Raw genomic sequence first — 23,041 nt, 5'->3', positions numbered from 1 at the left:
CTTACGACATATTATCTTTTGGCGCCAACCTGCCTCTCTGATAAATCAGTGACATACTCGTACATTTGCATAACAACTTCAGGGCAAAACCCAGCTAAACGACAACCTTGAGTTTCAGCCAGCACTCCAACTATGCGATACTTCCGCCCCAAAAGAAGTGAAAAGAAAACAGGGAAGACCCATGACTAAATTCACACTAACTCTGGTAGCGGTTTTATTGGCTGGCTGTAGTTCAGTCACTCAGCTCTCGGAAAAAACGGCAGGGGAAATCAGACAGGCGGTATCTATACAAGCTAGTGGGGAAAATTCTGGTACTCAGTTCTCAGGGCCGAAATTACAGGCCACTACTGATGGCTCTGACCTGAACCTCTACTACTACAACCTCCGCGCATTTGAACCCGCTGCTAACGAACCAACGAAGTACCATCTACAGATCCATATCACCTATCGCAAGGCGTGGCGTCACTATGAGTCTGCGGAGTTAAATGGCGGACAACCAGTAGAGACGGCCCCTATTAACAAAAATGTCCTTCAATGCGTAAGTGGTAATGAATGTATGCTTGAAGAGATTCTGGATATTGCTCTCACTGAGGAACAAATACAGGCTTCGGTGCGCAATCGAGATAAACTCAAACTTAAACTGAGAGCAAGATCCGGGCACAGCTCTACCATTGAGGTTCCAGCAACCTACTTGCTTGGTTTTTACGCTGCGGTTGCCAATTACGAGGGGTGACTACCCCTCTCCGTAGGCAATAAATGTTGACTAAGTGCTCTTTTGTGGGGTCTGAGAGCTTCCTGCCTGGCAATATGCCTGTGCAGTCTCCGCCAGACCTTCACCTAAGGCCACCGGGGGGGTCCAGTCAAGCAACTCTTTGGTTTTAGTGATATCCACTTGTAGTGAACCGCACAAGCGCTCGGCAACTGCCCCCTTTCCTATTAGCTTCAGCGCACTGGTGAGTGCGAATTGGGGAAGAGGCAATAGTCGAGCATCACATCCCATGGCATGGGATAAACCACGCAACAAATCTGTTACCGATACATCCATATCATCGGATACCAGAAATACCTGGTTTGCCGCATTGGGGTGAGAAATACAAACGCGGATCAGGTCGATCAAATTACCGATAGATACCAAGCTTCGGCGATTATTAATAGCCCCAAGTGGCAGCGGGATCCCCTTGGTAAGCCAACGCATCATCGCTTGGAAGTTCGCCTTCACCCCAGGACCATAGACCAGAGGTGGGCGGATAATAACAACTTCCATCCCCGTAGATTCAGCCAGCTCAAGCAGTGCGTCTTCGGCCTCTTTCTTTGAAATCCCATAGGGCTCCGTAGGATCACATTGTTCATCCGCATTAAATGGTAAGCGGTTGTCGGTAGACTCCCCGTTAACCTTAATAGAACTAAGATAAATAAAACGTCTAACACCGGATGAAGCCGCCTGCTGTGCCAGCTTGATAGTACCCCCGACATTCACCCGACGGAATTCGTCCAGAGGGTTAGCAGAGGTCTCCTCCATTACATGGACGCGCGCAGCGGTGTGAATGACTGTATCTATATCGACAAGCGCCTGTGCCCAATCCGTATTGCTTGACAGGTCACCGATCTGAAAGCCACCCTCAACATCGCGGCGATACACCGGCAAAACCTGGTAACCGTCTTTGCGAAGCTGCGGCAAGAGTGCGGTTCCCACAAAGCCACTAGCGCCGGTTAGTAATATACGTCCTTTCAATGGGGGCCTATTTCTCAGCTGTAGAATTCACGTTAGTTTACACGGACCACTTTTTCGACACACCTTTATCTCGTCAACTACATAGTGAGCATGACAAACTACCCAAGCATCGCTGGCTATTAGAACTCTATTCAATACCACAAAGGCGTTCTTTGTCAGTAATAGCATTTTTAAGCCGAGCCCGGACATTCTTCAGGGCTCTCCCATGTGGAGCTTGAGTATCCGGCCTGCCCCAGCGGGCCTCCCAGGCTTCCCTGGCTTGTAAACAGGCTTTCGCTTGCTTGTACTTCCAGTTCGCCTCCTCGCAAAGAGACAACCCTTTGGGTGACTGACGATCACAAATCTGGTGGTATTTTTTATGGGCTATCTTTTCCTGAAAGTTCTTGGCAGTAGCACCTTCAAAGTGGCGGATCGGTGGTGTTTGGATTTTTCTATCCGGGCGCACCTGCTTATCCATAGTACTATCCAGATGGAGCATTCGAAAAAATGTAACTCCCAATAGCTCCTCATTAGCATATTGATCATCATTGGAGCTGGTTAATAGCCCTGGAGGATGGGGAGTTGCAATAACAAGAAGTGGCACAGCCAGCATGAAAAGTAGCAACGTCAACAGCAGCAAGAGTGGCCGCCCAGTCAAAATCTGTGTTGGCATTTAAGTCTGGAGCCTCCCTAAATAATCTACCTACGGCTGTGAATTCCGTACTGTGAAGGCCAAATGAACAACACACAGAAGTTTAGTGAACCACCTTATCACTCCCAAATAGCCTGAAGCTCAGGCACTAGCTATGAACTACTGTACCCAATAAGTCAACACAACAGGCAAAATAAAAATGCTCATAATAGTTGAGAGGAAAATAATACCGGATATCTTCGGGGTATCTTGGGGGCGATAAATAGATATCCAGAGGTAAGTACTAACAGCGCATGGCATAAGGGATTGCAGAATAAGCACCCCTCGCATAGCACCCGTAAAGTTAAACAGATTTATCAAAATAAGCGCGACGGCGCCACCGAGAATTATGTGCCCAATAGCAAAGACCAATCCAATCTTAGTATCACCCAGCTTAATTTGGGCCAAGCTATGTCCGAGGGTCAACAACATTAGAGGGATTGCCATACCGCCCAAAATATTAAGAGATGACATAACGGGCTTTGGTAAACTTATATTGAAAATCAATGCGACTATAGAAAAAACCACACTGTAAATTGCTGGGCTAAGCATAATTTCCTTGGCCGACCAGCTACCCGATGTTACTCCAGGAGCAACCACAAAGAAAAAAATCATTCCCACAACAACAAAAGCAATTCCGTATAGAACTCCCGCATGTCCAAATGCTAACGCACATACTGCGAGGCCGATATTGCCTACATTGTTCATACTTAGACAAGAAAAGTAAGTACGTATATTTTGCCTAAATAAAGATAAGAATAGAAGGGCTAGCACTGACATCAACGAGTACATCAGGAAGGCGGCCAACAGCATCCATAGAAATCTACCCAATACTATCTGCTGGCCCAGCATATGATCCAATATCAGCGCCGGATAACCAATATGGGCCATTAATTTGGATACCATTTTGGAATTTAATTCTTGCTTACTTGCTGCAAACAGGTATCCAATAAGAACGCAGATAAATACGGGAATAATAACTTCAAATACGTTCTCAAATAGGGTTCTCATCGAACATCAAACCCCCTCTGCCCTACTTCTCAGCACTGCGTAACAAGCACCCCTTTAATACGCTGACAGCCCCACCAGAACACACAAAAAAAATCGATAATATATTTACCTTCTAATATCCCACAGAATTAAGCAGGCAAAATTGCGATGTTCTGACAGATTTTCAAGTCAGAAACTGCAACCATAAAAAATGCCTATAAATTCAACTGCAACTCCTTAAGGTTTAAGGTCGGAGTGATCCATATTTCAGCATCAAAGGCCGCAAAAAATTTTTCATTATAGGTCATCAACTGATCTTGACAGTTCTCCTCAAAGATAAAAATTGCTGCACGCTTTCCTTGCTCCAAAAAGAAGTAGGAAGCCTCAGGATTGGCTGAGGCGATAAAATCATTCATCGCTACAGACATACTATCATCAGCAATGGACTTGTTGCCGGCCTTTGCCGGTATCAGGATTTTCATTAATAGGCGCATTTTGATCCTAGCAGTTGTCGAGTTTGCAGGATCAAAACATAGCCTTTTCACTATCCAGCTGCGCTGCATTAAGTGACAATTCTCTGAGCATATCAGTGGTAATTTACAACTGATATTCAGTAAGTAGCCTTTTCCTTCCGGCCAATAGTATTACTACCTGAAGGCGCCATCGAATCTCTACAGCATGCCCCAGGGAAGGGAAAACATGACTTAGGTAGTCACCAAGTCACTGGGATCGCTCCCTTTCTTTGGCTTACGCTCAATCCACTTAATCCATTTTAAGTCCTCTACCATAGTTGTATAGATGACCGGCACCAAAAATAGTGTTCCAAAAGTGGCCAAGATAAGGCCGCCAATTTGCGCAAAACATAATGGCCGCCAGAGGGGGCCTCCGTGAATAGCTAAGGGGATTAAGGCGAAGGTCGTCGCTGCAATAGTGATTAAAATGGGGCGCAGTCTAAGAATACCTGCATCAAGTAATGCCTGACGAAGCGAATCTCCTGCAGTATGACGCATCTCAATAAAATCAAATAGGACAATAATATGACTGACAATGACGCCTATTAGGCTCACTATCCCTAAAAACGCCATAAAGCCAAATGGCTGACCAGATATAAACAACGCTACTAGTGCACCCACCATACCTAATGGAACCGTGGCGAACACTACCAGAGGCTTTATCAAACTACTAAATTGGAATACCAAAGCAAGGTATATTGCACTGGAGGAAACAGCCATGATCATTAGTAATTGCAAGAATCCATGACGAGTACTGGCTGCATCTCCAGATATCTGCAATTGATATCCAGCAGGCAAGGAATTTGAGAGTTCTTTTAACTCTTTTTGAACACCAGACATAATATCTGATGAAATGAACCCGGAATATGGAAATGCATAAACAGTAATCGTTCGAAACTTTTCCAATCTATATATTCTTTCTGTCGAAAAGAGAATGGAAGTGGTTGCCACTTGTCGCAATGGAATATGAATATCGCTATCAGATGCGAATACATATAGATTATTGACATCCTCCAACTGTCCACGTTCCGCCAATCGAAGCTGGGCAACAATAGGTATTTCCTTATCTCCCTGACGCAAGGTATCCACTGTAGACCCAGTAAAACCTGAAGACGATGCCAGAGCGATATCAGCATTGGTTACGCCCGACATCTCAGCTCGATCTTCTAGCACATTCATATTCATTACTAGACTTTTTCCTGCCCAATCAGCGCGAACCACACGAGCATAAGGAGATTTCTCAATAATTTCTTTAACTTTTGCAGCATATTCTCGCAGAAGTGCTATATCCTTCTCCTCCTCCAAAGACCCAACAGCAACTCGCCCAGAAACTCTTATCTCAACAGGGTGATCAACTGTACTTGTTTGTAGCTGGCGAACATCTAGCTCCGCTCCAGGGATTCGTTCAGAAAGAGCAGCCTGGATAATTGGAACTAGAATAGGTGTCAGATACTTATCACTTAATCGAACGATAATCTGCCCATAATTGGATTGCTTTTGTTGAGGATTGGAGGTGTACCAAAAACGTGGCGCCCCACCACCTAAAGTGCTGCTAATCCCCTCCAATATGGGTCCGTCACTATTTTTTACATGCTCCCGCTGATACTCTTCGATAGTTTCTCTAATTATTTCCTCTGCGACCTTTGCTACATTATCCGTTGCATCAATACTCGCATCATTTTGCAACCAGATATCAACATAAAATAAATACTGAACATCAGCGGGAAAGAATGCATTCCTCAACTGGCTTTTTATAACAACACCCAATACAAGGATGCCTAAAGCAATTAATATAACAATCTTTCTGTTACTAATAGCCCAATCTGCTGTTCGGTAGTAGTGCCCGGTAAGCCCCTCTTTCCGCCGCACCTCCAAACTGCGCTCCGTTTGATCCGGCGGGCGTAATAACGTATTCCCAAGAAAAGGGATAAATGTCATGGAAACAATGCGGGATGCAACCAAAGCACAAACCATCACAACAGGAAGACTATGTAGAAAATCCCCCTGGTTACCCGTTAGCAATAAAAACGGCAAATACGCAACAATATTTGTCAATGTCGCAAAAAAAATCGCCTTAGCCAGCAAAGTTGGGCCCAACCAAGCAGCAATAATTGAGGGTTTACCGGATGCCATTTGTCGTTTAATCGCGTCACTCGCCACTACTGGATCATCTACCAAAAGGCCCAGAGCTATTATCAACGCAGCAATTGACACCTGTTGAATATCTATCCCCAGCAGCTGCATAAATCCAAAGGTCATTGTCAGTGTTACTGGTATAGATATCATTAACAGTACAGCAGATCTCCAATCTGAAAACCCGATAAATGCAATTATCACAACTAAAATAATCGCCTCTATCAAAGCTTCTAGAAAGAGGCTTACACTCTCTCGCACTTGACGCGGCTGATCAGAAACTCTTTCAATAATAAGGTCTTTTGGTAAATCAACCTTAACCTTTTCCAAGACTGTGCTAACATTGCGACCAAGCTCGCCTATTTGTTTGCCATCCAGCATCTGCACAGAGAGGTTAATGCTGCGGCTACGCTGCCAGTCTCCATTTTCATCTTTATTTACGTAGTAATTTAACAGGGGCGGTGGCGCTTGATACCCCATAATAATATCGACAATTCCCCGCAAATATACCGGCGTTCCTGTATCGCTTAAGGCCACCGGAACGCTGGCAATTTCTTCATGATTATTAAATTCACCGCTGGGCATAATAGCGATACCCAAATCATCCGAAATAATGGTACCGCCGGGAATAGTTGTATTGCGGGCATTGAGAATAGGGGCAATCATGTCAGGTCGCAGCCCATAGGAGGCCAACCTCTCCTGCGAATACAGAAGTTTCACTTCCTGAGTCAGCACACCAGTTCTTAACACCCTTTTCACTTCAGGAATGGCTCTTATATTTGCTGCAATAAGATCAGAGAAATCATCAAGTTGACGATAGCTATATTTCGCACCTGCCACTTTCATTAAGTTGTCACGAGTATTGGCTAGGTTACGAACTACGAAAGGGTCCCAAGCATCGGGAAAAAAGCGCTGGGCACTTAGCCTATCGGATAGGTAGAGCTTTGTAGCCGCTAGTATTTCACTGTTACTTTTATCAGATAAAAAATCCAGCCCAAGGTAGCCAGTCCCATTTAATACTTCAAAATTCGTTCCGTATCCTTGGGCCTCCAGCCAGTTAGCAAAAATCCATAGGCCTGTAGCAGAGTACGTATCTGCTAAAGACAAAGGAAGGGCAACAACAATACTCACCCGTCCCTTACTATTTGACTCTTGCCCTCGAACCTCTGAAATACCTTCCCTAATATCCTCCGCACGTAATGTAATTTCAGTTGGCCCTGCATGGGGACTAGCAACACTGAGTAATATAGCTGCAGTATCACCAAACTCCGAGTTCAGAGAAATTTTGCTAGCTCCAGATGGCAATTGCTGCTGAGCATCAATCAGCTTCAGATTAAGATCATTAAATGCCTTGGTAACATCGGTTTTCGGTGCCAACTGCGCTTGTACGATAGAGACACCATTTAATGTAAGGGACTTTATTGCAAAGGTCCTTGAGTCTGGCTCGTGAAGATATTCACTCTGCGCTATCGCCTCTTCAACTTTTCGAGTTACCAACTCTTCAACTCTTACTGCAGATTGTCCACGCCAATGAGTTGTTGCTACAGCAATACGCACAGGAATATCTGGATCTTTGCTTTTCGGCATAAAGAGATATGCAACTACCCCCCATATCAGGATAGTAACCAGTAATGCAGCGGAAATACTTGGGTTGTCTACAAAAAAGCGGGCAGTATTGAAGCGGTGGTGACTTTCCGCCTCAATAATTTCCGCCTGTCTTTTTTCTTCCTGATCTGCCATTCCCTAGCCCTCAAGGCACGACAATTATGGCTTCCCCATCTCTGAGCTGGGCAGCACCGGTTGATACAACCTCCTCACCTTCGGTTAACCCTTGGATAATGACAATATCATTGCCAACTACTTGCCCCGGGAGAACTTTTCTTAGTTTTGCGCGCAAGACCTTCCCATCATTTTCCAGTACAAATACAGCGAACCCTTCAGATTTACCAGGATGGGCTACTAAACATGAGAGAGGTATAACGACCCTATCTGGAGGTATCGGTATTTTATCCAAGGCCAAAGACATAATCATTCCTACCCGTAATTGCGCCTTAGGGTTGTCAACGGTAACCGTAATCGCAAATACTCTGGTGCGGGGGTCAGCCATGGGCGAAACTTCAGTGATCATCCCCTTGAATGTAAGGTCTGGCAGAGACTCTGTGCGCAATGACACCACACTTCCCAGAGGCGCAAAACTCAACACTATGTCAGGCACTGAAAACACCACCTTAACTCGGGAGATGTCGGCCACAACGAAACCAACCGACTGCGAATGAACCAAAGTCCCCACTTCAATATTGCGCTGCAGGATAATTCCGGTAAGCGGGGAGCGCAGTACCGTATCTTGCAACTCTTCCTCTGCCCGATCTAAGTGGGCCTTGCTGCCAACCACCGAAGCCTGCGCAATTTCATACTCTTCCCTAGCTGAATCATAATCAGGAGCGGTAATACTGGCAGTGGCAAAAAGCGCAGTTGCCCGTTTGTAATTGAGATCAGCTTTACGCCGTTCTGCCTCCGCTTTACTCACATTCGCAGCGGCCTCTACCACGCGATCTCTATATTGCTCGTCATCAATCTTAGCCAGTACTTCATGGCGTTTAACGTAGTCCCCTCCTTGCAGTAAACGCGTCTGCCCGAGCGCCTTTCGAGAGGGAATTACACGCACATAGCCTTCTGTACGAAATGCCACATCAACTTGCGTATAAGGATTGACGACTGCGGAGTAAGGATAACCAGCTGCTGCGTCTTGCGAGCGGGCAACAAAAACTTCCACCGGTGTGGGCTTTCTCTCCGGTGGTTGGCGGTGGCAACCACCGACGACCACTAATATAGCGATAATATAGAGGCTGATAACGCGCATTTATCACACTTCCCCCACCGACCTTTCATATTCCGCCAGGGACCCCCAAACAGACAGTATCGCGCGGTTGTAGTCGCTATTCGCACGAAAAAGCTGTTTTTCCGCCTCCAGGACATCACTCAGAACAGCAGCTTGTTCGCGGTAACGATTTGTCATTACCCGTACTTTTTCCCTATAGGCCGCTTGTAATTCCCGCGCAACGCCTACAGACTCTTGAGAAGTGCGCAAGCGACGCAAGCTTTCACGAACCTCTATTTCTATTCGATTTCGAACCTCTTCAGACTTTTTTTCCGCTTCGAGAATTTTATTGGCACGACTGGAAAGTTCATCCCGTTTCCGCCCCCAATCAAAAAATTCCCAGCGCATCTCCAGGGCAATGAAAGCTTCAGCATCGGGTATTAAACTGACGTCATAAAGCTTTAGGTATTCAATATTCAAATCTACTTCGGGGATATACTCGGACTTCTTCACATCGTAACTATATTCAGCCCGCTCAATCGACAGCTCTGATTCAGCGAGATCTGGACGCTGCTCAAAGGCAAGTCCTAAAGAGGTTTCGACATCGAACGCTAAATGATGTGGGTTTGGTAGACTCTGAATATTGAAGGGCGTTTCAACATCCCGGGCCATCAACGCATTGAGACGCTCCTTCGCTGTCGCCATCTCATCAATAAGGCGCTGGCGCTCCAGCCTGCGCTGGGCTAGGCGTGCTCGCACATCCAAAAGTTCATATTCAAGGGCAACTTGTTGTGCAACATAATTCCCTACAAGTTCACTCAAAGAAGTCAGGAAGATAATGGCTTCATCCACGGCCTGTAAATCACCAAGGATTCTGCCAATTTCAAAATACTGGATCTTGGTGAGGTAGCCTATATCCTGCTGCACCAAGCGAACCTTTTCCTCCGCCATTTCAGTGACAACATACCCCTCACAAATCTCTAGCTCTATTGTGTATAGCTGTGTGATAGGTTGGGTCGCGCTGACAGAGAAGGTCTTGGTCACACCTTCCTCTGATGTGATCTCTATATCCCTAGGAGGGATAGGGCCTATCGGAGAATTCTGCACAAAAACGCCACGATCAAAGGTGTACCTCTGGCGTGTTAAGTTATCGATTATCCCTGCATTCATTTCCAGCCGGGGATAGCGCTTTGTTTTTAATGCCTCGACGTCATCCCAAACCTCATTAACTTCAAGCGCAGCCGCCTGAACCCGTAAATTAGCTGTCACTGCCAAATCGACGGCATCTTCCAGGGTCAAAACAGGCTCGCTGGCATAGCTCCAGGCTCCGCCGCCAGTCAGCAGTATTGCGAGCGCGCACTCGAACAACGGCCACCTCTATTTCCAGCAACAATTTAAATCTGCTCACTGCGCAAATAAATTTAGGATCGAGTAAGTATATCTGTTGACAGCCACTGGCCGGACTGCTGACCCCAGACTGGCGGATTCCTATTTGTCCCCTTGGACAATATTCACATTTTTAATAACTTAGTAAGTTTATATTCCACCGACTGGCGACTAGAAATTCATTTTTGAAAACACCAGCACCTCTTAGAGCGGGCAGCCCCCTCCCATCAGTTTTCCGAACAGAAACTGTGTAGACGCCATAAAGAAGCATCACCTGTCGCGATCCTTTAGCTAGGCTAGTTAATGGCGGCAATCAAAACCGTATTTCTTTGGTTCCGTGGAAAACCCTATGGCGGTGAAGTTTATTCCTCTATTGATTCTCGCGGTTTGCACTATCGCCGTGGCTGGGGTGTTGAGCTTATTGGTTTATTTTGACCTGGATGATCAGATTATTGAGCTGATGCAGTGGCTCAATGAGCAGGGCTGGCAGACAAGTTTGCTATTTATCTTAATTGTGGCCGCAGCAATCGTCTTTTTACTCCCTGGCGTCATTTTTACCATGGGGGCGGGGTTTGTATTTGGCGTTATAAAAGGAACTCTACTGGTTATTGCCGGCACCGTACTTGGGGCAACCCTCGCATTTCTTATCGCCCGCTACCTTCTCGGCGAGAAGCCCTCTCGGTGGGTTATGTCTCATATCAAGCCCGCGACTGTCGGCGAAGTAATTCGTCGCGAGGGCTGGCAAATGATTATGTTGACCCGACTGGTTCCCCTATTTCCCTTCAAGTTGTCGAACTACTTCTTTGGACTGACTCCAGTTCGACTGCGTGACTTTGTGATCGGAAATTTCCTTGGAATTATCCCTCTTACATTGCACAACGTTTACATCGGCTCCATCGCAGCAGATCTCACCTCCCTGGGCAAGGTTGAGGAGCGCACTCCAATTCAGTGGGGATTTTATATTGCCGGATTCGCCCTGGCCGTCATCGCACTAATCGGGCTCACCCGAATGGCTCGCCGTGCATTGAAAAGAATTATTAAAGAAGAGGATCTCTGATGCCTTGGATGAAATGGCTACCTTGGCGCTTCTTCGTACGCCGCTTTGCCACCGCTCACGGTTTCCTTGATCCACTCACATTGATGGCGCATTTACAGCGCTTTGCCGAGCCTTCAGAGGTGAGTGAACCCATCGAGCTGCTACGCGCAGGGGCGGTATTTCACGCTCGAGCACTGATCAACAGCAAAGTCATACAACACAACCTGGACTGGGTGTGGCCCTACTGGATTCAGCGTCAGTTCGATCCCTATGACAAGTCGTTTATCCCCCGGGCTTTTTCCATTAGCCACTGTAATTTGAGCCACCGCAACTGGACTGCTGTAGGTATACCCGACTGCGAAGAACTGCCGATTGTCGACCCCCGAGGCCTGCTTACACCCCACTACGATGGTTGGTCTATCGATGTCTGGGTCATCAGTGATAGCGGTGAAGAGCTAATGCCTTCCACCCTCGGCTTCTGCAACCAGCACCAGGAACTGGGAGATGATATTGCAATAGTTACCGAATCCCATCGCCGGGGCCTTAAGTTGCACAATAGGGCCTCAGCGAGCCTGCTCCAAGGCCACCCCCGCTGTGTGCTTGAACTCAATGCCCAATGCCCGGGAGGCGGCTGGCTAATGGTAGTCTTGCGCCCCTGCAATCCTGAAGGCGTCAGCTTTGTTCACAAGGTTCGTCTGGGCGATAGCGGGCGCAATTGGCTTATTGAAGACAAGGCCGCCGTAGAGTTCAGCCAGCCGGTAGACAAACACCTGGCATCCAATTACAAGCGTGGCGATATCTATCTCCATCTCCGAGACAAAGAGAGCAATCGCGAGGGGCTCTGCGATATTGGCATGGCCTCCGCTGCTGCCATGTTTCGCATCGAAGACCGAAAATCCCGCAAGGTTGAGGTTGCTATTCCCCTGGTCACAGAGGAGAGTAAACAGCGCTCTCCCCTTTGCTGGGAACACGTCCTGGAAGGCCACTGCGCCCTGACCGTTCCCGACGAAAAGTTTCAGTTTCTCTACGACTCAGCAATACGCACCCTTATTCTCCACTCTCCCAAAGATGTCTACCCAGGTCCTTACACCTACAAACGGTTTTGGTTTCGGGACGCGGCATTTATGATTCAATCGCTGCTTTATGCCGGACTGACAAACCGCGCAGAAAGAGCTCTGGAGCAATTTCCCCACCGGCAAAAGCGGGATGGTTTTTTTCACTCCCAGGACGGCGAGTGGGACTCCAATGGTGAAGCCCTGTGGATCTTCAACCTCTATTGTGAATTAACCGGCAAACCCTTAAAGCAGCCGTGGTGCGAACCTGTCGTCAGGGGTGCCAAATGGATTATCAACAAGCGCCTTCCGAATGATGGTAGCCCCTGTGGGGGCCTGCTCCCTGCGGGATTCAGTGCAGAACACCTGGGGCCCAACGACTGCTACTACTGGGACGACTTCTGGGGCGTCGCCGGCCTGCAGAGTGCTGCCAATATTTGCACACGCGAAGGTATGGATGACAACGCCCATCGCTTCAATACTGCGGCCAGCGACTTCCAGCGCACTATCGATCAAAGCTTGCAGGATGCACAGGACCGCCTGGGCCGCCCCGCGATGCCCGCCTCACCAAACCGGCGCCTGGATGCCGGTGCCGTAGGGTCGATCGCCGCAGGCTATCCCTTGCAACTCTACCCACCAGAGGACCCGAGGTTGGTAGACCTGGCGGAATACCTGATGGAAAAGTGCTTTGTGAGCGGCGGGTTTTTCCAGGACATGATCCATTCCGGCATTAACGCCTACCTCACTCTCCACATTGCCCAGGTATTGCTTCGCGCTGGAGATGCCCGCTGTATTGACCTTATGCGCAGTGTCGCAGAACTGGCATCGCCAACAGGGCAATGGCCGGAAGCCATCCACCCCCATTCTCTCGGCGGATGCATGGGGGATGGACAGCACGCCTGGGCAGCGGCTGAGTGGGTGGCGATGCAACGCAATTGCTTCGTCCGCGAAGAGCAGGACGCTCTGGTACTTATCTCCGGGCTCCCCCCCGAGTGGCTCAAAGGTACTGACTCAGGTCAGCCCATCCGCTTTGGGCCCGCGCCAACCCGGTTTGGCTCGGTCACCCTGGAGATTCAACCAGGCTCCACGCCAACGGTCTCTTGGGCTGCCGATTGGCATGGTAAGCCCCCACCTATCGCCATTAAGGCCATCGGCTTCCGGCCAGTGCTGATCACCGACGAATCGCAGAGTGCGGAGTTGAGCCCCAAGTGAATATCGTGATGCTCACCAACACCTACTTACCTCACGTGGGCGGCGTTGCGCACTCCGTCGCCGCGTTTAGTGAGGAATATCGCAAACGTGGGCACAAAGTACTGGTCATCGCACCCGAGTTCCCGCAAAAGTCTGACGATGAAGAACATGTTCTGAGAATTCACTCAATCCAGAATTTTAATGGCACCGACTTTTCCATGGCACTGCCATTCTCAGGCGTCTTGAATGATGCCCTAGATAAATTCCGTCCGGATATCCTCCATGCCCACCACCCTTTTCTCCTGGGGCTGACTGCCCTACGTCTTTCGCGAGAGCGCGAGTTACCGCTCGTTTTTACCCATCACACATTGTACGAGCACTATACCCACAACTTGATGGGAGATTCACAAGCGCTCAAACGCTTTGTAATGGAAGTTGCCACCCGCTTCGCCAATAAAGCAAATCTGGTCTTGGCCCCAAGCCTGAGCATTGTGAGACTTCTCCGGGAGCGAGGGGTACAAACTCCAATCGCGGAAGTCCCTACGGGAGTGCACCCAGAGCAATACGCCCATGGAAAAGGAAATAAGCTCAGGAAAAAACTGAAAATACCTGCATCAGCATTCTTGTTGGGACATCTGGGCCGCTTCGGGAAGGAAAAAAACCTGGTTTTTCTTTGTCAGGCCGTCGCCAAATTTTTACAGGAATATCCATCCGCACACTTTCTTCTCGCTGGCAGCGGCCCACTGGAAAATCAGCTCCAGCAGTTTTTTACCGACAAAAAATTAATGCAACGTGTACATATGCCAGGGAAAGTCATTGGTGATGCCCGCCGGGATGTCTATAGCGCGATGGACACCTTCCTATTTACTTCCACTACTGAAACCCAAGGTCTAGTGCTGTCTGAGGCAATGGCCTCTGGAGTTCCCGTGATCGCCCTGGAAGCCAATGGATCAAGAGATATATTGAAGCAAGGTATTAACGGCTGCCTGGTAACCAAAGAATCGCTGAATGATTTTGTGGCGGCGATACGTTGGTTCCACAACCTGCCTGATGACCGCCGCCAGCAGATGATCAGGGAAGCCAGAATTACGGCCCAGGACTTTTCCATGAATAGCTGTGCCCAGCGAGCACTGGATCTCTATCAACCCCTCGTGCACTACAACTGGCCGCTTGATAACTCTATTTATGCGCGATGTATACGCACTGGAAAATTAATCACCATACAGTGGGAGATTTTCGAGGGCTTCACAGAAGCCGCAGGCGCAGCCTTGAATCAACCACCCAAGCGTTAGTCCACTAACTATGTTAAGCCGTATCGGACTATCAATCAGACGCTGGCGCCGCCGACTCAGTCGCAGCGAGTGGATTACTCGCTTACTCGGACTATCCACCAACCCAAACAGCCCCCATGCCCCAGGGCTAATTTTGATCCAGATTGACGGACTGGCCTACCCCGAACTTCTCAAAGCACTGGCCCGAGGGCGAATGCCGTTTCTGAAGCGGCTAATTAGAAAAGAACACTATCGCCTGGAGCATATGTATCCGGGAGTCCCCTCGACAACTCCTGCGGTGCAAGCCGAACTTTTTTATGGAGTGCGCCAGGCCGTACCTGCATTTGGCTTCCTCGTCCACGAAACGCAAAAACTCGGACGCATGTACGATCCTGAGGTTGCCGCCCTGGTCGAAAAAAGAATTAAGACTCAACACCGCGATCCTCTGTTGCGAGGGGGCAGCTGTTATCTCAGCCTATTTAAAGCCGGAACAAAAACCGGTGAAGCGCACTTCTGCCCCGCCGACCAGGGATGGGGCCCGGCCCTACGCGAAGCCAGCCCGATGGCAATCGCCATCCTGATTGTCACCAATATTTGGAGCCTTGTTCGCACCACTGCATTAATTTTGATTGAACTGGTTCTATCCCTGATTGATTGCGTACGCGGGATTATCGCCGGCCAAAACCTGATTAAGGAGTTGTTGTTTATCCCCACACGGGTAGGCATCACCATTCTCACTAGAGAGCTGTGCACCATGGGGGTAAAAGTTGATATCACCCGCGGCCTGCCGATTATTTATATCAACCTGCTCGGTTACGATGAGCAATCACACCGGCGCGGGCCAAAGTCAGCATTCGCGCACTGGGTGCTAAAAGGCATAGATAGTGCGATAGCCAAAATCTGGAAGGCTGCACACAGCTCCGAACGGCGGCACTACGATGTGTGGATTTTTTCAGACCACGGCCAGGAACAAACAGTGGCCTATGAAGAGGTCAACGGGCGCAGTCTTGGCGATGCCCTCTCGGAAGCTCTATCCAATTTACCTTCAGCGCCGAAGATCAAATCTACCACCATCCCCAAAAAGGTCCGTTTCGAGCGAGCTCGACTGTTCGGCAGTGAGTGGATGGACAAAAGCAGCATCGAAGAGGAATCCACGCAAGAGGGCGATAGAACGCCTACTGCCATAGCGGCCCTGGGCCCAATCGCCATGCTGTACAACATTGATCTGAACGGTACCAGCCGGGCAGATGCCGCCAAAAGGATGGTGGAGCAAGCCAAAGTGCCCCTAGTACTCTACCTGGAAGACCCATCCTCCCCCGCTTCCTCACCAGTGCATGGGTGGTGGAAAGATGGCCCCATCAAGCTTCCTGAAGACGGCCGCAAATTGATGGGGGACGAACACCCCTACCCGGTTGAAGCCTCAGAGGATATGGCCAGCCTGTGCCGGCACCCAGACTCTGGCGACTTTATGATGTACGGCTGGTGTGCCGGTATGCGGCAACCCATGACTTTCGCCATGGAAAATGGCAGTCACGGCGGCTCAGGCCCCAATGAGACCCATGCCTTCGCCCTGATGCCAGAGGATATCCAGCCCCCAGACCCCAGTCGGGGCTACTGGCGCCCGCAGGATCTGCGCTCCACAGCCCGCGCCTACCTCCGTGGCGCCCGCCCCATGAAGGTAGATAACCACAGGATGCCAAAAACTGTTTTGCGCATCATGACCTACAACGTTCACAGTTGCCGAGGGCTGGATGGCAAGCTCTCCCCACAGCGAATTGCCCGGGTAATTGCCCGCTATCGCCCGGATGTGGTGGCATTACAAGAACTGGATGTCATGCGCAAACGCACCGGAGGCCTCGACCAGGCCGAAAGACTTGCTCGTCTACTGGCAATGGACCTGCACTTCCAGCCCACTATAAATATGAAAGAGGAGCGCTACGGTGATGCGATCCTCACCCATCTCCCCGCCCGGCTCATCAAGAAAGGGATTTTGCCCGGCCCTCCCTCCGGCAAAGGGGGGCTTTTTAACCCTGCTGCAGACGAACCTCGCGGAGCTGTTTGGGTGGAAATCGAGGCCAATGGCAAACCTATCCAGATTATCAACACCCACCTGGGGCTATCCCGTGCAGAGCGGCTGCGTCAGGTAGATGCCCTTCTCGGCCCCGAATGGCTTAGCAATCCCCGCTGCACCGGAGAGCGAGTGCTGCTGGGAGACTTCAACGCGCTACCCAACTCTGCCGAGTGCAAGCGACTCGGAGGCTATCTCAGGGATGCCCAGGAACAGGCGCCCCGCCACAACCCCAAAGGGACCTTCCTCAAGGTCCGTATCGATCACATGTTCCTAAGTGCGGGACTCAATGTGAAGCGGGTACGGGTGCCCAGGACATCGCTGACCCGCCAAGCCTCAGATCACCTGCCATTGATCGTGGATATCGACCTACCCATCAAGGGTGGAAAGTAATCGATCTCGGTTTATCGAGCCCCACACTCTTCGCACCCTCCAACCCGAGCGATAACACTTGAAAAATGCCCCACAGCCCCCACAATAAGCGGAGAATATTTGAATAAATCCTTTAAAAATATAGGGTTTTTGTGAATTCATAGAGACTGGCAGACGGACGCTAAAAGGGTTTTCCCGACTTGAAGGTCCCCACTGCGAGCTATATGATTCTTCTATCACTTAATAGCAGGAGTCGCTAAATGCAACCGCAAGCTTATACTCAAACCCGCGCACTGGATCGCTCGGAATCGGCGAAGGTGTTGCGCAATACCTATGCCCTACTGGCAATGACCGTTCTCTTCAGTGCCATTACCGCCGGTATTTCCATGTCTATTGGCATGGGCCGTGGCATGAGCCTGGTCTGCTCCCTGGGAGCCCTGGCCCTCATCTGGTTCGTATTACCGCGCACAGCAAACTCCGCCGCAGGCGTTGGTGTTGTATTCGCATTTACCGGCTTGCTGGGTGCCTCCATTGGTCCAATGCTTAACCACTTCCTGGGCATGGCTGGCGGCGGCCAGATCGTTATGCAAGCCCTGGGCACCACTGCCCTGATCTTCTTTGCCCTGTCTGCCTACGTACTGACTACCCGCAAAGACTTCAGCTTTATGGGCGGCTTCCTGGCTGTTGGCCTGATCGCAGTACTGGTATGTTTCCTGGGCGTTATCATCGCTGGCTTCTTCGGCATCCACATGCCGCTGTTTAGCGTTGCCCTGAGCGGCGTTGTTGCCCTGCTGATGTCTGGCTTCATCCTGTACGATACCAGCCGCATCATCAACGGTGGCGAGACCAACTACCTGATGGCGACTGCCTCCCTGTACCTGAATATCTTCAACCTGTTCACCAGCTTGCTGCACATCTTTGGATTCGCATCTTCTGACGACTAAGCAACAGCTTTGTTGAGCAAGTCACAATGCCCCGCACTGCGGGGCATTTTACTATTTGGCCCCCTATGAAGTTTTCGCTAGCCATCTACTCAGCCCCCCACAGCACCCAGTCTTCATCCAGTGCACTCCGATTTGCCAAAGCCCTTCTAGAGCAAGGCCACGAAATTTATCGAGTGTTTTTCTACTGCGACGGCGTGCAAAACAGCAATGCCATTGCCGCCCCACCCCAGGACGAAACTGATCTGACTTCAGAATGGCAGGCACTGGGCCACCAGCACCAATTGGACTTGGTAGTTTGTATTGCCGCTGCGCAACGGCGCGGTGTGCTGAATCAGAGAGAGGCCGAGCGCCTGGAAAGACCCGCCGCCAACTTGGCAGAGGGTTTTGAGCTGGCTGGGCTCGGCCAACTAACCGACGCTGTCGCCAACTCCGATCGCCTGATTACCTTTGGAGGCTGAGCATGAGTACTAAATCATTGGCCCTATGCCGCACCGCCCCCTACGGCAATGCCCTGGCGCGGGAAGGTATCGAAGCCGTACTGGCAGCGGCGGCGATGGAACAGGACATGGACCTGCTATTTCTCGGCGATGGGGTATTCCAATTGCTGGACCAGCAATCGCCTGCGGATATCGGCCAGAAAAGCCTGCGACGCAATTTGCAGGCTCTGCCGATGTTTGGCATTGAGCAGTTTTTCGTTTGTGAGAAAAGCCTCGCTGAACGCAATATCACCCTGGAGCAGATCCAGGTTGCCGGCGCCGAGACTAAAGCCGTAAAAGATACCGGCTCACTGATCGCCGCCTATCCCACTGTATTGAGCTTCTGATATGACTTTGCATATTGTCAGTAAATCCCCCTATACCAGCAGTGCCCTTAAGGAATGCCTGGGTGCTTTTGCCCAGGATGACTCGCTCCTGCTTATTGAAGATGGTGTCTATGCGCTGAGGCACGAGGTTCTGGAAACAGTACCAAGTACCCAAATTTTCTGCCTTGAAGCAGACGCAACTGCCCGAGGCCAGCAGCAACTTGCAGTGAACATGGATAGAGTGGAAGTGATCGATGATGCGCGCTGGGTACAGCTCTGTACCGAGCATCAACCCATAGTCAGCTGGTTTCGGTAACAAAAAATGAGCAACCTAGTAGTCAATGGCCAGGAAATCCCCTTGGACAAGGAGGGTTACCTACGCAACCTTAGCGACTGGAATCGGGATGCAGCCCTTCAGTTAGCCAAGGCTGAGGACATCGAGTTAACCGAGGAGCACTGGCAAGTTATTGAGCTGCTGCAAGAATTCTACCGCGAGTTTGAACTCTCCCCCGCTATGCGTCCGCTGGTAAAATATATTGGCCAGCATCTCGGCGCAGAAAAGGGTCGCAGTATTTACTTGATGCAACTCTTCCCCCCAAGCCCAGCAAAAGTGGCCAGTAAAATTGCCGGCTTACCTAAGCCGACCAACTGCTTGTAATCCCCTCACTACACTTGGCCAGGTAAGCTCGAAACAACCTGGCCGACAGACTATCTAAATGAATTAACCTATAAGGCCAGCTCTCTTTTGCGAGCTCTTTGCCCCTTAGCTTAAAATCCATGTCTGCTATAAAAGCACATCCTAGATTCCCTCTAAAAACTTTTATTTAGCTCATCTTCTAAATGTAGTGGAACTTCATTAAGCGCCCGTTTTATTTCCTCTAACTTGCCAGAAAGCCTGAATCCCAGATATTTATTGAGTCTATCCATAGAAAGCTCTAACTCTTGGAATGTTTCAAGTATTTTCTCTGCCTGTAGCTTTCCTCCATCTGTCAAAAAGAAACGTCTTCTTCGTTTATCACTTGAATCATCTTCATATTTTATGAGTGAAAGCTTAAGTAACTTGGGAAGTTTCTGTTTAATAAGCTGAGGAGAAGAGTCTGTCTCACGAGCGATTTCATTTAATGGCAACCCATTCAATCGATACAAAGTCACGATGATTGAGCAAGATTTAACTGGAGTTTACACACCATTCCTCGTGAGAATTTCCTCACACTGCTTGGTAATAAGGGTGGAGATAGTCTCCGCACGCTTGCCAATAAAGTAATTCTCAGAGATCATAAAGCCAATACTAGAACTCTCGAACTCAACTCATAATTTCTCAGTATATCTCTGGACCTTAGTAAGAAATAAGCGCTAGAACAAGAGCCAGCAATACTGCTAGCTCCCCCTATCTAATCTGTGAGTATCCAGAATTGTGCGAGCATATTGTCTGACCTTTAAAAATTTTTAGTGAGACTTACTCATTAAAATATGCATGCAACTGCTTTAATGCGACTCGTGTGTTTTCTAATGTCCCAACAACCACATATGACTTGAAGTTATAGGTTCCTGCTGACGGGCTGTCAATTTTAAACACACTATTCCATTTAACTACACCTTGAGAGTGATAGGTAATAGCATCATAATAACGGAACCAAGTTGAATCATGTATATCGGGCGTATACACACCCATTGCCCAACCACCATCAGGAGTTGAAGCAATAATCGGTTTATCGGTAGCACCTGGATTATCACTCAGTCGATTTAGTGAGTTATTGCTTTTATCAAATGCATAAAATTCTGAAAACTCTGCAGGCATATACCCCGTCAGAGTTTCAAAATATCCATAATCATGCTTGTACCCTGCCGGTATTGTATATGCTACAGAGTACCGAATTGCATGATTTATATTATGAACCCCTATCTCAATATCTTTACTAAGCTTATAACCCCTTGGCTGACTTGCATTTTTTGATGCGCTTCGCCAGAAAGCCATATCTACAGTTGTTGCCAACCTATTATCAATAGACCAGTAACCTAATAGATCACTACTACTTGGACTCGGATTTTTACCATCCCAATAGCTGCCTGCCTCAGTTGGATTATATGCTTCTCCCAGCCCATCAAAGTGGCATGCAGATTGCATTTGGCGACCATGATCATAATCATTAATAAACTGTTTTCCACGCCAGGTCAGCGAGCAAACAGCGCCGGCATCATGATCGCACGTTTTAATTTCTATTGGTGTTGGCCCCGCCATAGGCCCGACAATTTTTATATCTCCAGCACCCGCAAATACCAAGGAAGGGAGCACCAACAAGCCCAGAAGTAAATATCTTTTCATTAAAAATCCATATTTTTTATACAAAAAATCCGTAAAATCTAACTGGTAACCATCAATGTGCCAACTCAAAGCCTGAAGACATTTTTGCACACTAACTCAAACCAACTAAATAATTTTAACAGATCTATAACCACCAAACACTTCTATTTTTTTACAAAACTTATCAAGCAGATTGAAACCTCAATAGCTGTTTAAAAATTATTGGGGCAATTGAAATTCATATCTTTACTGAATTACAGATAGGCTACTCTAGATAATACCTCTTGCTATCACTTCATTTCCCGCTGTGTGCGAGGACTATGTCTGTATAATCTAATCGGCGCAAAGAGCTAGCTCGCCCTTACAGGTTTGCTACCCCTCCGGTACAGCTCCGTACGTGCGCCACTAACGTATACAACTTATACGATAGATCAAACATCCAGGCGTTGACTTAGGTATGGATACGCCCTTATGACACATCTTAAACAGCTTCTGCCGGATGGCTTTTATCCTAGCTGTGAGTTACTTTCGGCTGGTGGTGCGCCAGAGCATAAAGCATCCACCCAAAATACGTTTGCCGCAACGGTGAGTAAACCAGTGAATGGTAAAGCTTCTAGGCTTTCCAGCTCACGATATTTGGCGTTGCTCATTGCGGAGCGACCAAACTCCAGTAACCGGTTTTTATCTGCGTTAAGTTATAACCCAAATTTAAGCAGGCGTTAGGATATTGACACTGGGAAATGCTGGATATCCAAACGGTCTCACGCTATCGTCCATCGGACTATGTAACAGGCTCCACGTGCGGATTGTTGTCGTCATTGATACGCCCAAAGGTCCAAGACATAGTACAAGTAAATATTTGCCAACATCGGCGATATCACTGCACCCTGTGGAGCCCCTGTCCTCGTCTTAGCGAAGCACCCATCATCCACCACGCTTGCCTTTATGATATATTCAGGCGCCAGTCAGCAATGCAGTGCACGAGAAGGCCCAGTAGCCAGTCGTGCTACAGAACTGACTAATATTGACGTTAGTCGACTGGAGTCACCGACATTTGACTCCCTGGAAATGGAACTATACTGCCGTAAATACTCCTCCCATACTTAAACGGCTGAGTATTTCACCTAAACACTGGCTGTATCTCAACCAAAATTTTGAAAGTCGCTTTAAAAGTTTGGTAGGGTCTGCTGAGGCCGTACGACACGCTTGCAGACAACTCGATAAACGTTGGGTACATGGCATAAGCGACTGTCGGCGCTACTTTTCTGTGACACATTGCTATCTCCCTGCCACTCTTTCGATACTATTTTCCACTTTTATTCAAAGCCACAGTTTTTCTAAACCCAAGCATAGATATTCTGAATTTCACCTCACCTTAACTATAAAGCAGAAAGAAATAGCCACCGGGACTAACGCCAGCAACGCTGCTGGCGCCTCTCTCTAATCTATGGGTGTCCAGAATTGTTTCACTCTACTTCTCTTGTTTTCTACGTAGGAGATCAAAAGTTTGCATTTTGTCAGAATGATCCACTACCCCTTCAGCATGCCAAATTTTAAATTCTTTACTCTCGCGATAATGTTCCAGCTCCTTTTCCAGAAAACCCCTTACCCAATTCGGTAATAACTCATACCCTTCCAGAGATTTTTTATTATGTATGGCTATAAGAATTAAGATCGGGAGGAGTGAATCTTCCCCCTCCCTATCTAACCAAGCTTCGTATTCCTCTTTTATAGATAACACTTTGTTTTCAAATACCATTTT

At 48.6% G+C, this 23,041-nt stretch carries 21 protein-coding genes; 11 read left to right on the top strand and 10 right to left on the bottom strand.

Going from position 1 to position 23,041, the window contains the following annotated elements; translation table 11 throughout:
- Positions 1-181: 181 nt before the first annotated feature.
- Positions 182-733: a hypothetical protein gene (locus ACJJIR_RS08395; RefSeq protein ID WP_444908000.1), complete on the top strand. Its 552-nt coding sequence runs from the start codon at positions 182-184 to the stop codon at positions 731-733.
- Positions 734-763: 30 nt separating this feature from the next.
- Here ACJJIR_RS08395 and ACJJIR_RS08390 read toward each other — a convergent pair whose 3' ends face one another.
- The 7 genes from ACJJIR_RS08390 to ACJJIR_RS08360 all read right to left on the bottom strand — a co-directional run bounded on the left by ACJJIR_RS08390 (position 764) and on the right by ACJJIR_RS08360 (position 10,223).
- Entirely contained in the window at positions 764-1,732 is a 969-nt protein-coding gene (locus ACJJIR_RS08390) for a UDP-glucose 4-epimerase family protein (RefSeq protein WP_444907999.1), read from the bottom strand.
- A 127-nt stretch (positions 1,733-1,859) separates the two neighbouring features.
- Positions 1,860-2,384: a hypothetical protein gene (locus ACJJIR_RS08385; protein ID WP_444897625.1), complete on the bottom strand. Its 525-nt coding sequence runs from the start codon at positions 2,382-2,384 to the stop codon at positions 1,860-1,862.
- A 138-nt stretch (positions 2,385-2,522) separates the two neighbouring features.
- Positions 2,523-3,413: an AEC family transporter gene (locus tag ACJJIR_RS08380; RefSeq protein ID WP_444907998.1), complete on the bottom strand. Its 891-nt coding sequence runs from the start codon at positions 3,411-3,413 to the stop codon at positions 2,523-2,525.
- A gap of 194 nt (positions 3,414-3,607) precedes the next feature.
- Complete coding sequence (locus ACJJIR_RS08375; RefSeq protein ID WP_444907997.1) at positions 3,608-3,955, bottom strand: hypothetical protein; 348 nt, start codon at positions 3,953-3,955, stop codon at positions 3,608-3,610.
- Positions 3,956-4,096: 141 nt separating this feature from the next.
- Positions 4,097-7,777, bottom strand: a complete 3,681-nt coding sequence (locus ACJJIR_RS08370) for an efflux RND transporter permease subunit (RefSeq protein ID WP_444907996.1) — start codon at positions 7,775-7,777, stop codon at positions 4,097-4,099.
- Between the two features lie 10 nt (positions 7,778-7,787).
- Positions 7,788-8,897 (bottom strand): efflux RND transporter periplasmic adaptor subunit, encoded by a 1,110-nt coding sequence (locus tag ACJJIR_RS08365; RefSeq protein ID WP_444907995.1) that lies wholly within the window; start codon positions 8,895-8,897, stop codon positions 7,788-7,790.
- 3 nt (positions 8,898-8,900) lie between these two features.
- Positions 8,901-10,223: a TolC family protein gene (locus ACJJIR_RS08360; protein ID WP_444907994.1), complete on the bottom strand. Its 1,323-nt coding sequence runs from the start codon at positions 10,221-10,223 to the stop codon at positions 8,901-8,903.
- A 367-nt stretch (positions 10,224-10,590) separates the two neighbouring features.
- On the opposite strand from ACJJIR_RS08360, the gene ACJJIR_RS08355 reads away from it, so the two are divergent.
- The 9 genes from ACJJIR_RS08355 (at position 10,591) to ACJJIR_RS08315 (ending at position 19,635) form a co-directional block, all read left to right on the top strand.
- On the top strand, positions 10,591-11,298 hold the full coding sequence (locus ACJJIR_RS08355) for a TVP38/TMEM64 family protein (protein WP_413662359.1): 708 nt from the start codon (positions 10,591-10,593) through the stop codon (positions 11,296-11,298).
- Entirely contained in the window at positions 11,298-13,541 is a 2,244-nt protein-coding gene (locus tag ACJJIR_RS08350; protein WP_444907993.1) for a glucosidase family protein, read from the top strand. The genes ACJJIR_RS08355 and ACJJIR_RS08350 overlap by 1 nt, the downstream gene beginning before the upstream one ends.
- The gene (locus tag ACJJIR_RS08345) at positions 13,538-14,812 is read left to right on the top strand and encodes a glycosyltransferase (RefSeq protein WP_444907992.1); all 1,275 of its coding nucleotides are present in this window, start codon (positions 13,538-13,540) and stop codon (positions 14,810-14,812) included. The genes ACJJIR_RS08350 and ACJJIR_RS08345 overlap by 4 nt, the downstream gene beginning before the upstream one ends.
- Positions 14,813-14,822: 10 nt before the next feature.
- Complete coding sequence (locus ACJJIR_RS08340; RefSeq protein ID WP_444907991.1) at positions 14,823-17,252, top strand: endonuclease/exonuclease/phosphatase family protein; 2,430 nt, start codon at positions 14,823-14,825, stop codon at positions 17,250-17,252.
- A gap of 239 nt (positions 17,253-17,491) precedes the next feature.
- Complete coding sequence (locus tag ACJJIR_RS08335; protein ID WP_444907990.1) at positions 17,492-18,175, top strand: Bax inhibitor-1/YccA family protein; 684 nt, start codon at positions 17,492-17,494, stop codon at positions 18,173-18,175.
- A 65-nt stretch (positions 18,176-18,240) separates the two neighbouring features.
- Positions 18,241-18,633, top strand: coding sequence for a sulfurtransferase complex subunit TusD (tusD, locus tag ACJJIR_RS08330; protein ID WP_192879334.1), 393 nt, complete (start codon positions 18,241-18,243; stop codon positions 18,631-18,633).
- Between the two features lie 2 nt (positions 18,634-18,635).
- Positions 18,636-18,998: a sulfurtransferase complex subunit TusC gene (gene tusC / locus ACJJIR_RS08325; protein WP_444907989.1), complete on the top strand. Its 363-nt coding sequence runs from the start codon at positions 18,636-18,638 to the stop codon at positions 18,996-18,998.
- Position 18,999: 1 nt separating this feature from the next.
- Positions 19,000-19,293 carry a sulfurtransferase complex subunit TusB gene (tusB, locus tag ACJJIR_RS08320; RefSeq protein WP_444907988.1) on the top strand — a complete coding sequence of 98 codons (294 nt, stop codon included), beginning with the start codon at positions 19,000-19,002 and terminating at the stop codon, positions 19,291-19,293.
- Positions 19,294-19,299: 6 nt separating this feature from the next.
- Positions 19,300-19,635, top strand: coding sequence for a TusE/DsrC/DsvC family sulfur relay protein (locus ACJJIR_RS08315; protein WP_444907987.1), 336 nt, complete (start codon positions 19,300-19,302; stop codon positions 19,633-19,635).
- A 152-nt stretch (positions 19,636-19,787) separates the two neighbouring features.
- On the opposite strand, the gene ACJJIR_RS08310 is transcribed toward ACJJIR_RS08315, so the two are convergent.
- Complete coding sequence (locus ACJJIR_RS08310; RefSeq protein WP_444907986.1) at positions 19,788-20,129, bottom strand: hypothetical protein; 342 nt, start codon at positions 20,127-20,129, stop codon at positions 19,788-19,790.
- Positions 20,130-20,433: 304 nt separating this feature from the next.
- The gene (locus ACJJIR_RS08305; protein WP_444907985.1) at positions 20,434-21,390 is read right to left on the bottom strand and encodes a hypothetical protein; all 957 of its coding nucleotides are present in this window, start codon (positions 21,388-21,390) and stop codon (positions 20,434-20,436) included.
- A gap of 360 nt (positions 21,391-21,750) precedes the next feature.
- On the opposite strand from ACJJIR_RS08305, the gene ACJJIR_RS08300 reads away from it, so the two are divergent.
- On the top strand, positions 21,751-22,002 hold the full coding sequence (locus tag ACJJIR_RS08300; protein WP_444907984.1) for a hypothetical protein: 252 nt from the start codon (positions 21,751-21,753) through the stop codon (positions 22,000-22,002).
- A gap of 748 nt (positions 22,003-22,750) precedes the next feature.
- On the opposite strand, the gene ACJJIR_RS08295 is transcribed toward ACJJIR_RS08300, so the two are convergent.
- On the bottom strand, positions 22,751-23,038 hold the full coding sequence (locus ACJJIR_RS08295; RefSeq protein ID WP_444907983.1) for a hypothetical protein: 288 nt from the start codon (positions 23,036-23,038) through the stop codon (positions 22,751-22,753).
- Between the last annotated feature and the right edge of the window lie 3 nt (positions 23,039-23,041).

This window comes from Microbulbifer maximicatervae (SeqCode) (genome assembly GCF_052467385.1).
This window is presented reverse-complemented; position numbering and strand designations above follow the sequence as displayed.

Coding starts and splice junctions, on each gene's coding strand:
- ACJJIR_RS08395 (WP_444908000.1), top strand. CDS start 182: ATGACTAAATTCACACTAACTCTGGTAGCGGTTTTATTGGCTGGCTGT.
- ACJJIR_RS08385 (WP_444897625.1), bottom strand. CDS start 2,384: ATGCCAACACAGATTTTGACTGGGCGGCCACTCTTGCTGCTGTTGACG.
- ACJJIR_RS08380 (WP_444907998.1), bottom strand. CDS start 3,413: ATGAGAACCCTATTTGAGAACGTATTTGAAGTTATTATTCCCGTATTT.
- ACJJIR_RS08375 (WP_444907997.1), bottom strand. CDS start 3,955: ATGCAGCGCAGCTGGATAGTGAAAAGGCTATGTTTTGATCCTGCAAAC.
- ACJJIR_RS08370 (WP_444907996.1), bottom strand. CDS start 7,777: ATGGCAGATCAGGAAGAAAAAAGACAGGCGGAAATTATTGAGGCGGAA.
- ACJJIR_RS08365 (WP_444907995.1), bottom strand. CDS start 8,897: ATGCGCGTTATCAGCCTCTATATTATCGCTATATTAGTGGTCGTCGGT.
- ACJJIR_RS08355 (WP_413662359.1), top strand. CDS start 10,591: ATGGCGGTGAAGTTTATTCCTCTATTGATTCTCGCGGTTTGCACTATC.
- ACJJIR_RS08350 (WP_444907993.1), top strand. CDS start 11,298: ATGCCTTGGATGAAATGGCTACCTTGGCGCTTCTTCGTACGCCGCTTT.
- ACJJIR_RS08340 (WP_444907991.1), top strand. CDS start 14,823: ATGTTAAGCCGTATCGGACTATCAATCAGACGCTGGCGCCGCCGACTC.
- ACJJIR_RS08335 (WP_444907990.1), top strand. CDS start 17,492: ATGCAACCGCAAGCTTATACTCAAACCCGCGCACTGGATCGCTCGGAA.
- tusD (WP_192879334.1), top strand. CDS start 18,241: ATGAAGTTTTCGCTAGCCATCTACTCAGCCCCCCACAGCACCCAGTCT.
- tusC (WP_444907989.1), top strand. CDS start 18,636: ATGAGTACTAAATCATTGGCCCTATGCCGCACCGCCCCCTACGGCAAT.
- tusB (WP_444907988.1), top strand. CDS start 19,000: ATGACTTTGCATATTGTCAGTAAATCCCCCTATACCAGCAGTGCCCTT.
- ACJJIR_RS08315 (WP_444907987.1), top strand. CDS start 19,300: ATGAGCAACCTAGTAGTCAATGGCCAGGAAATCCCCTTGGACAAGGAG.
- ACJJIR_RS08300 (WP_444907984.1), top strand. CDS start 21,751: ATGACACATCTTAAACAGCTTCTGCCGGATGGCTTTTATCCTAGCTGT.
- ACJJIR_RS08295 (WP_444907983.1), bottom strand. CDS start 23,038: ATGGTATTTGAAAACAAAGTGTTATCTATAAAAGAGGAATACGAAGCT.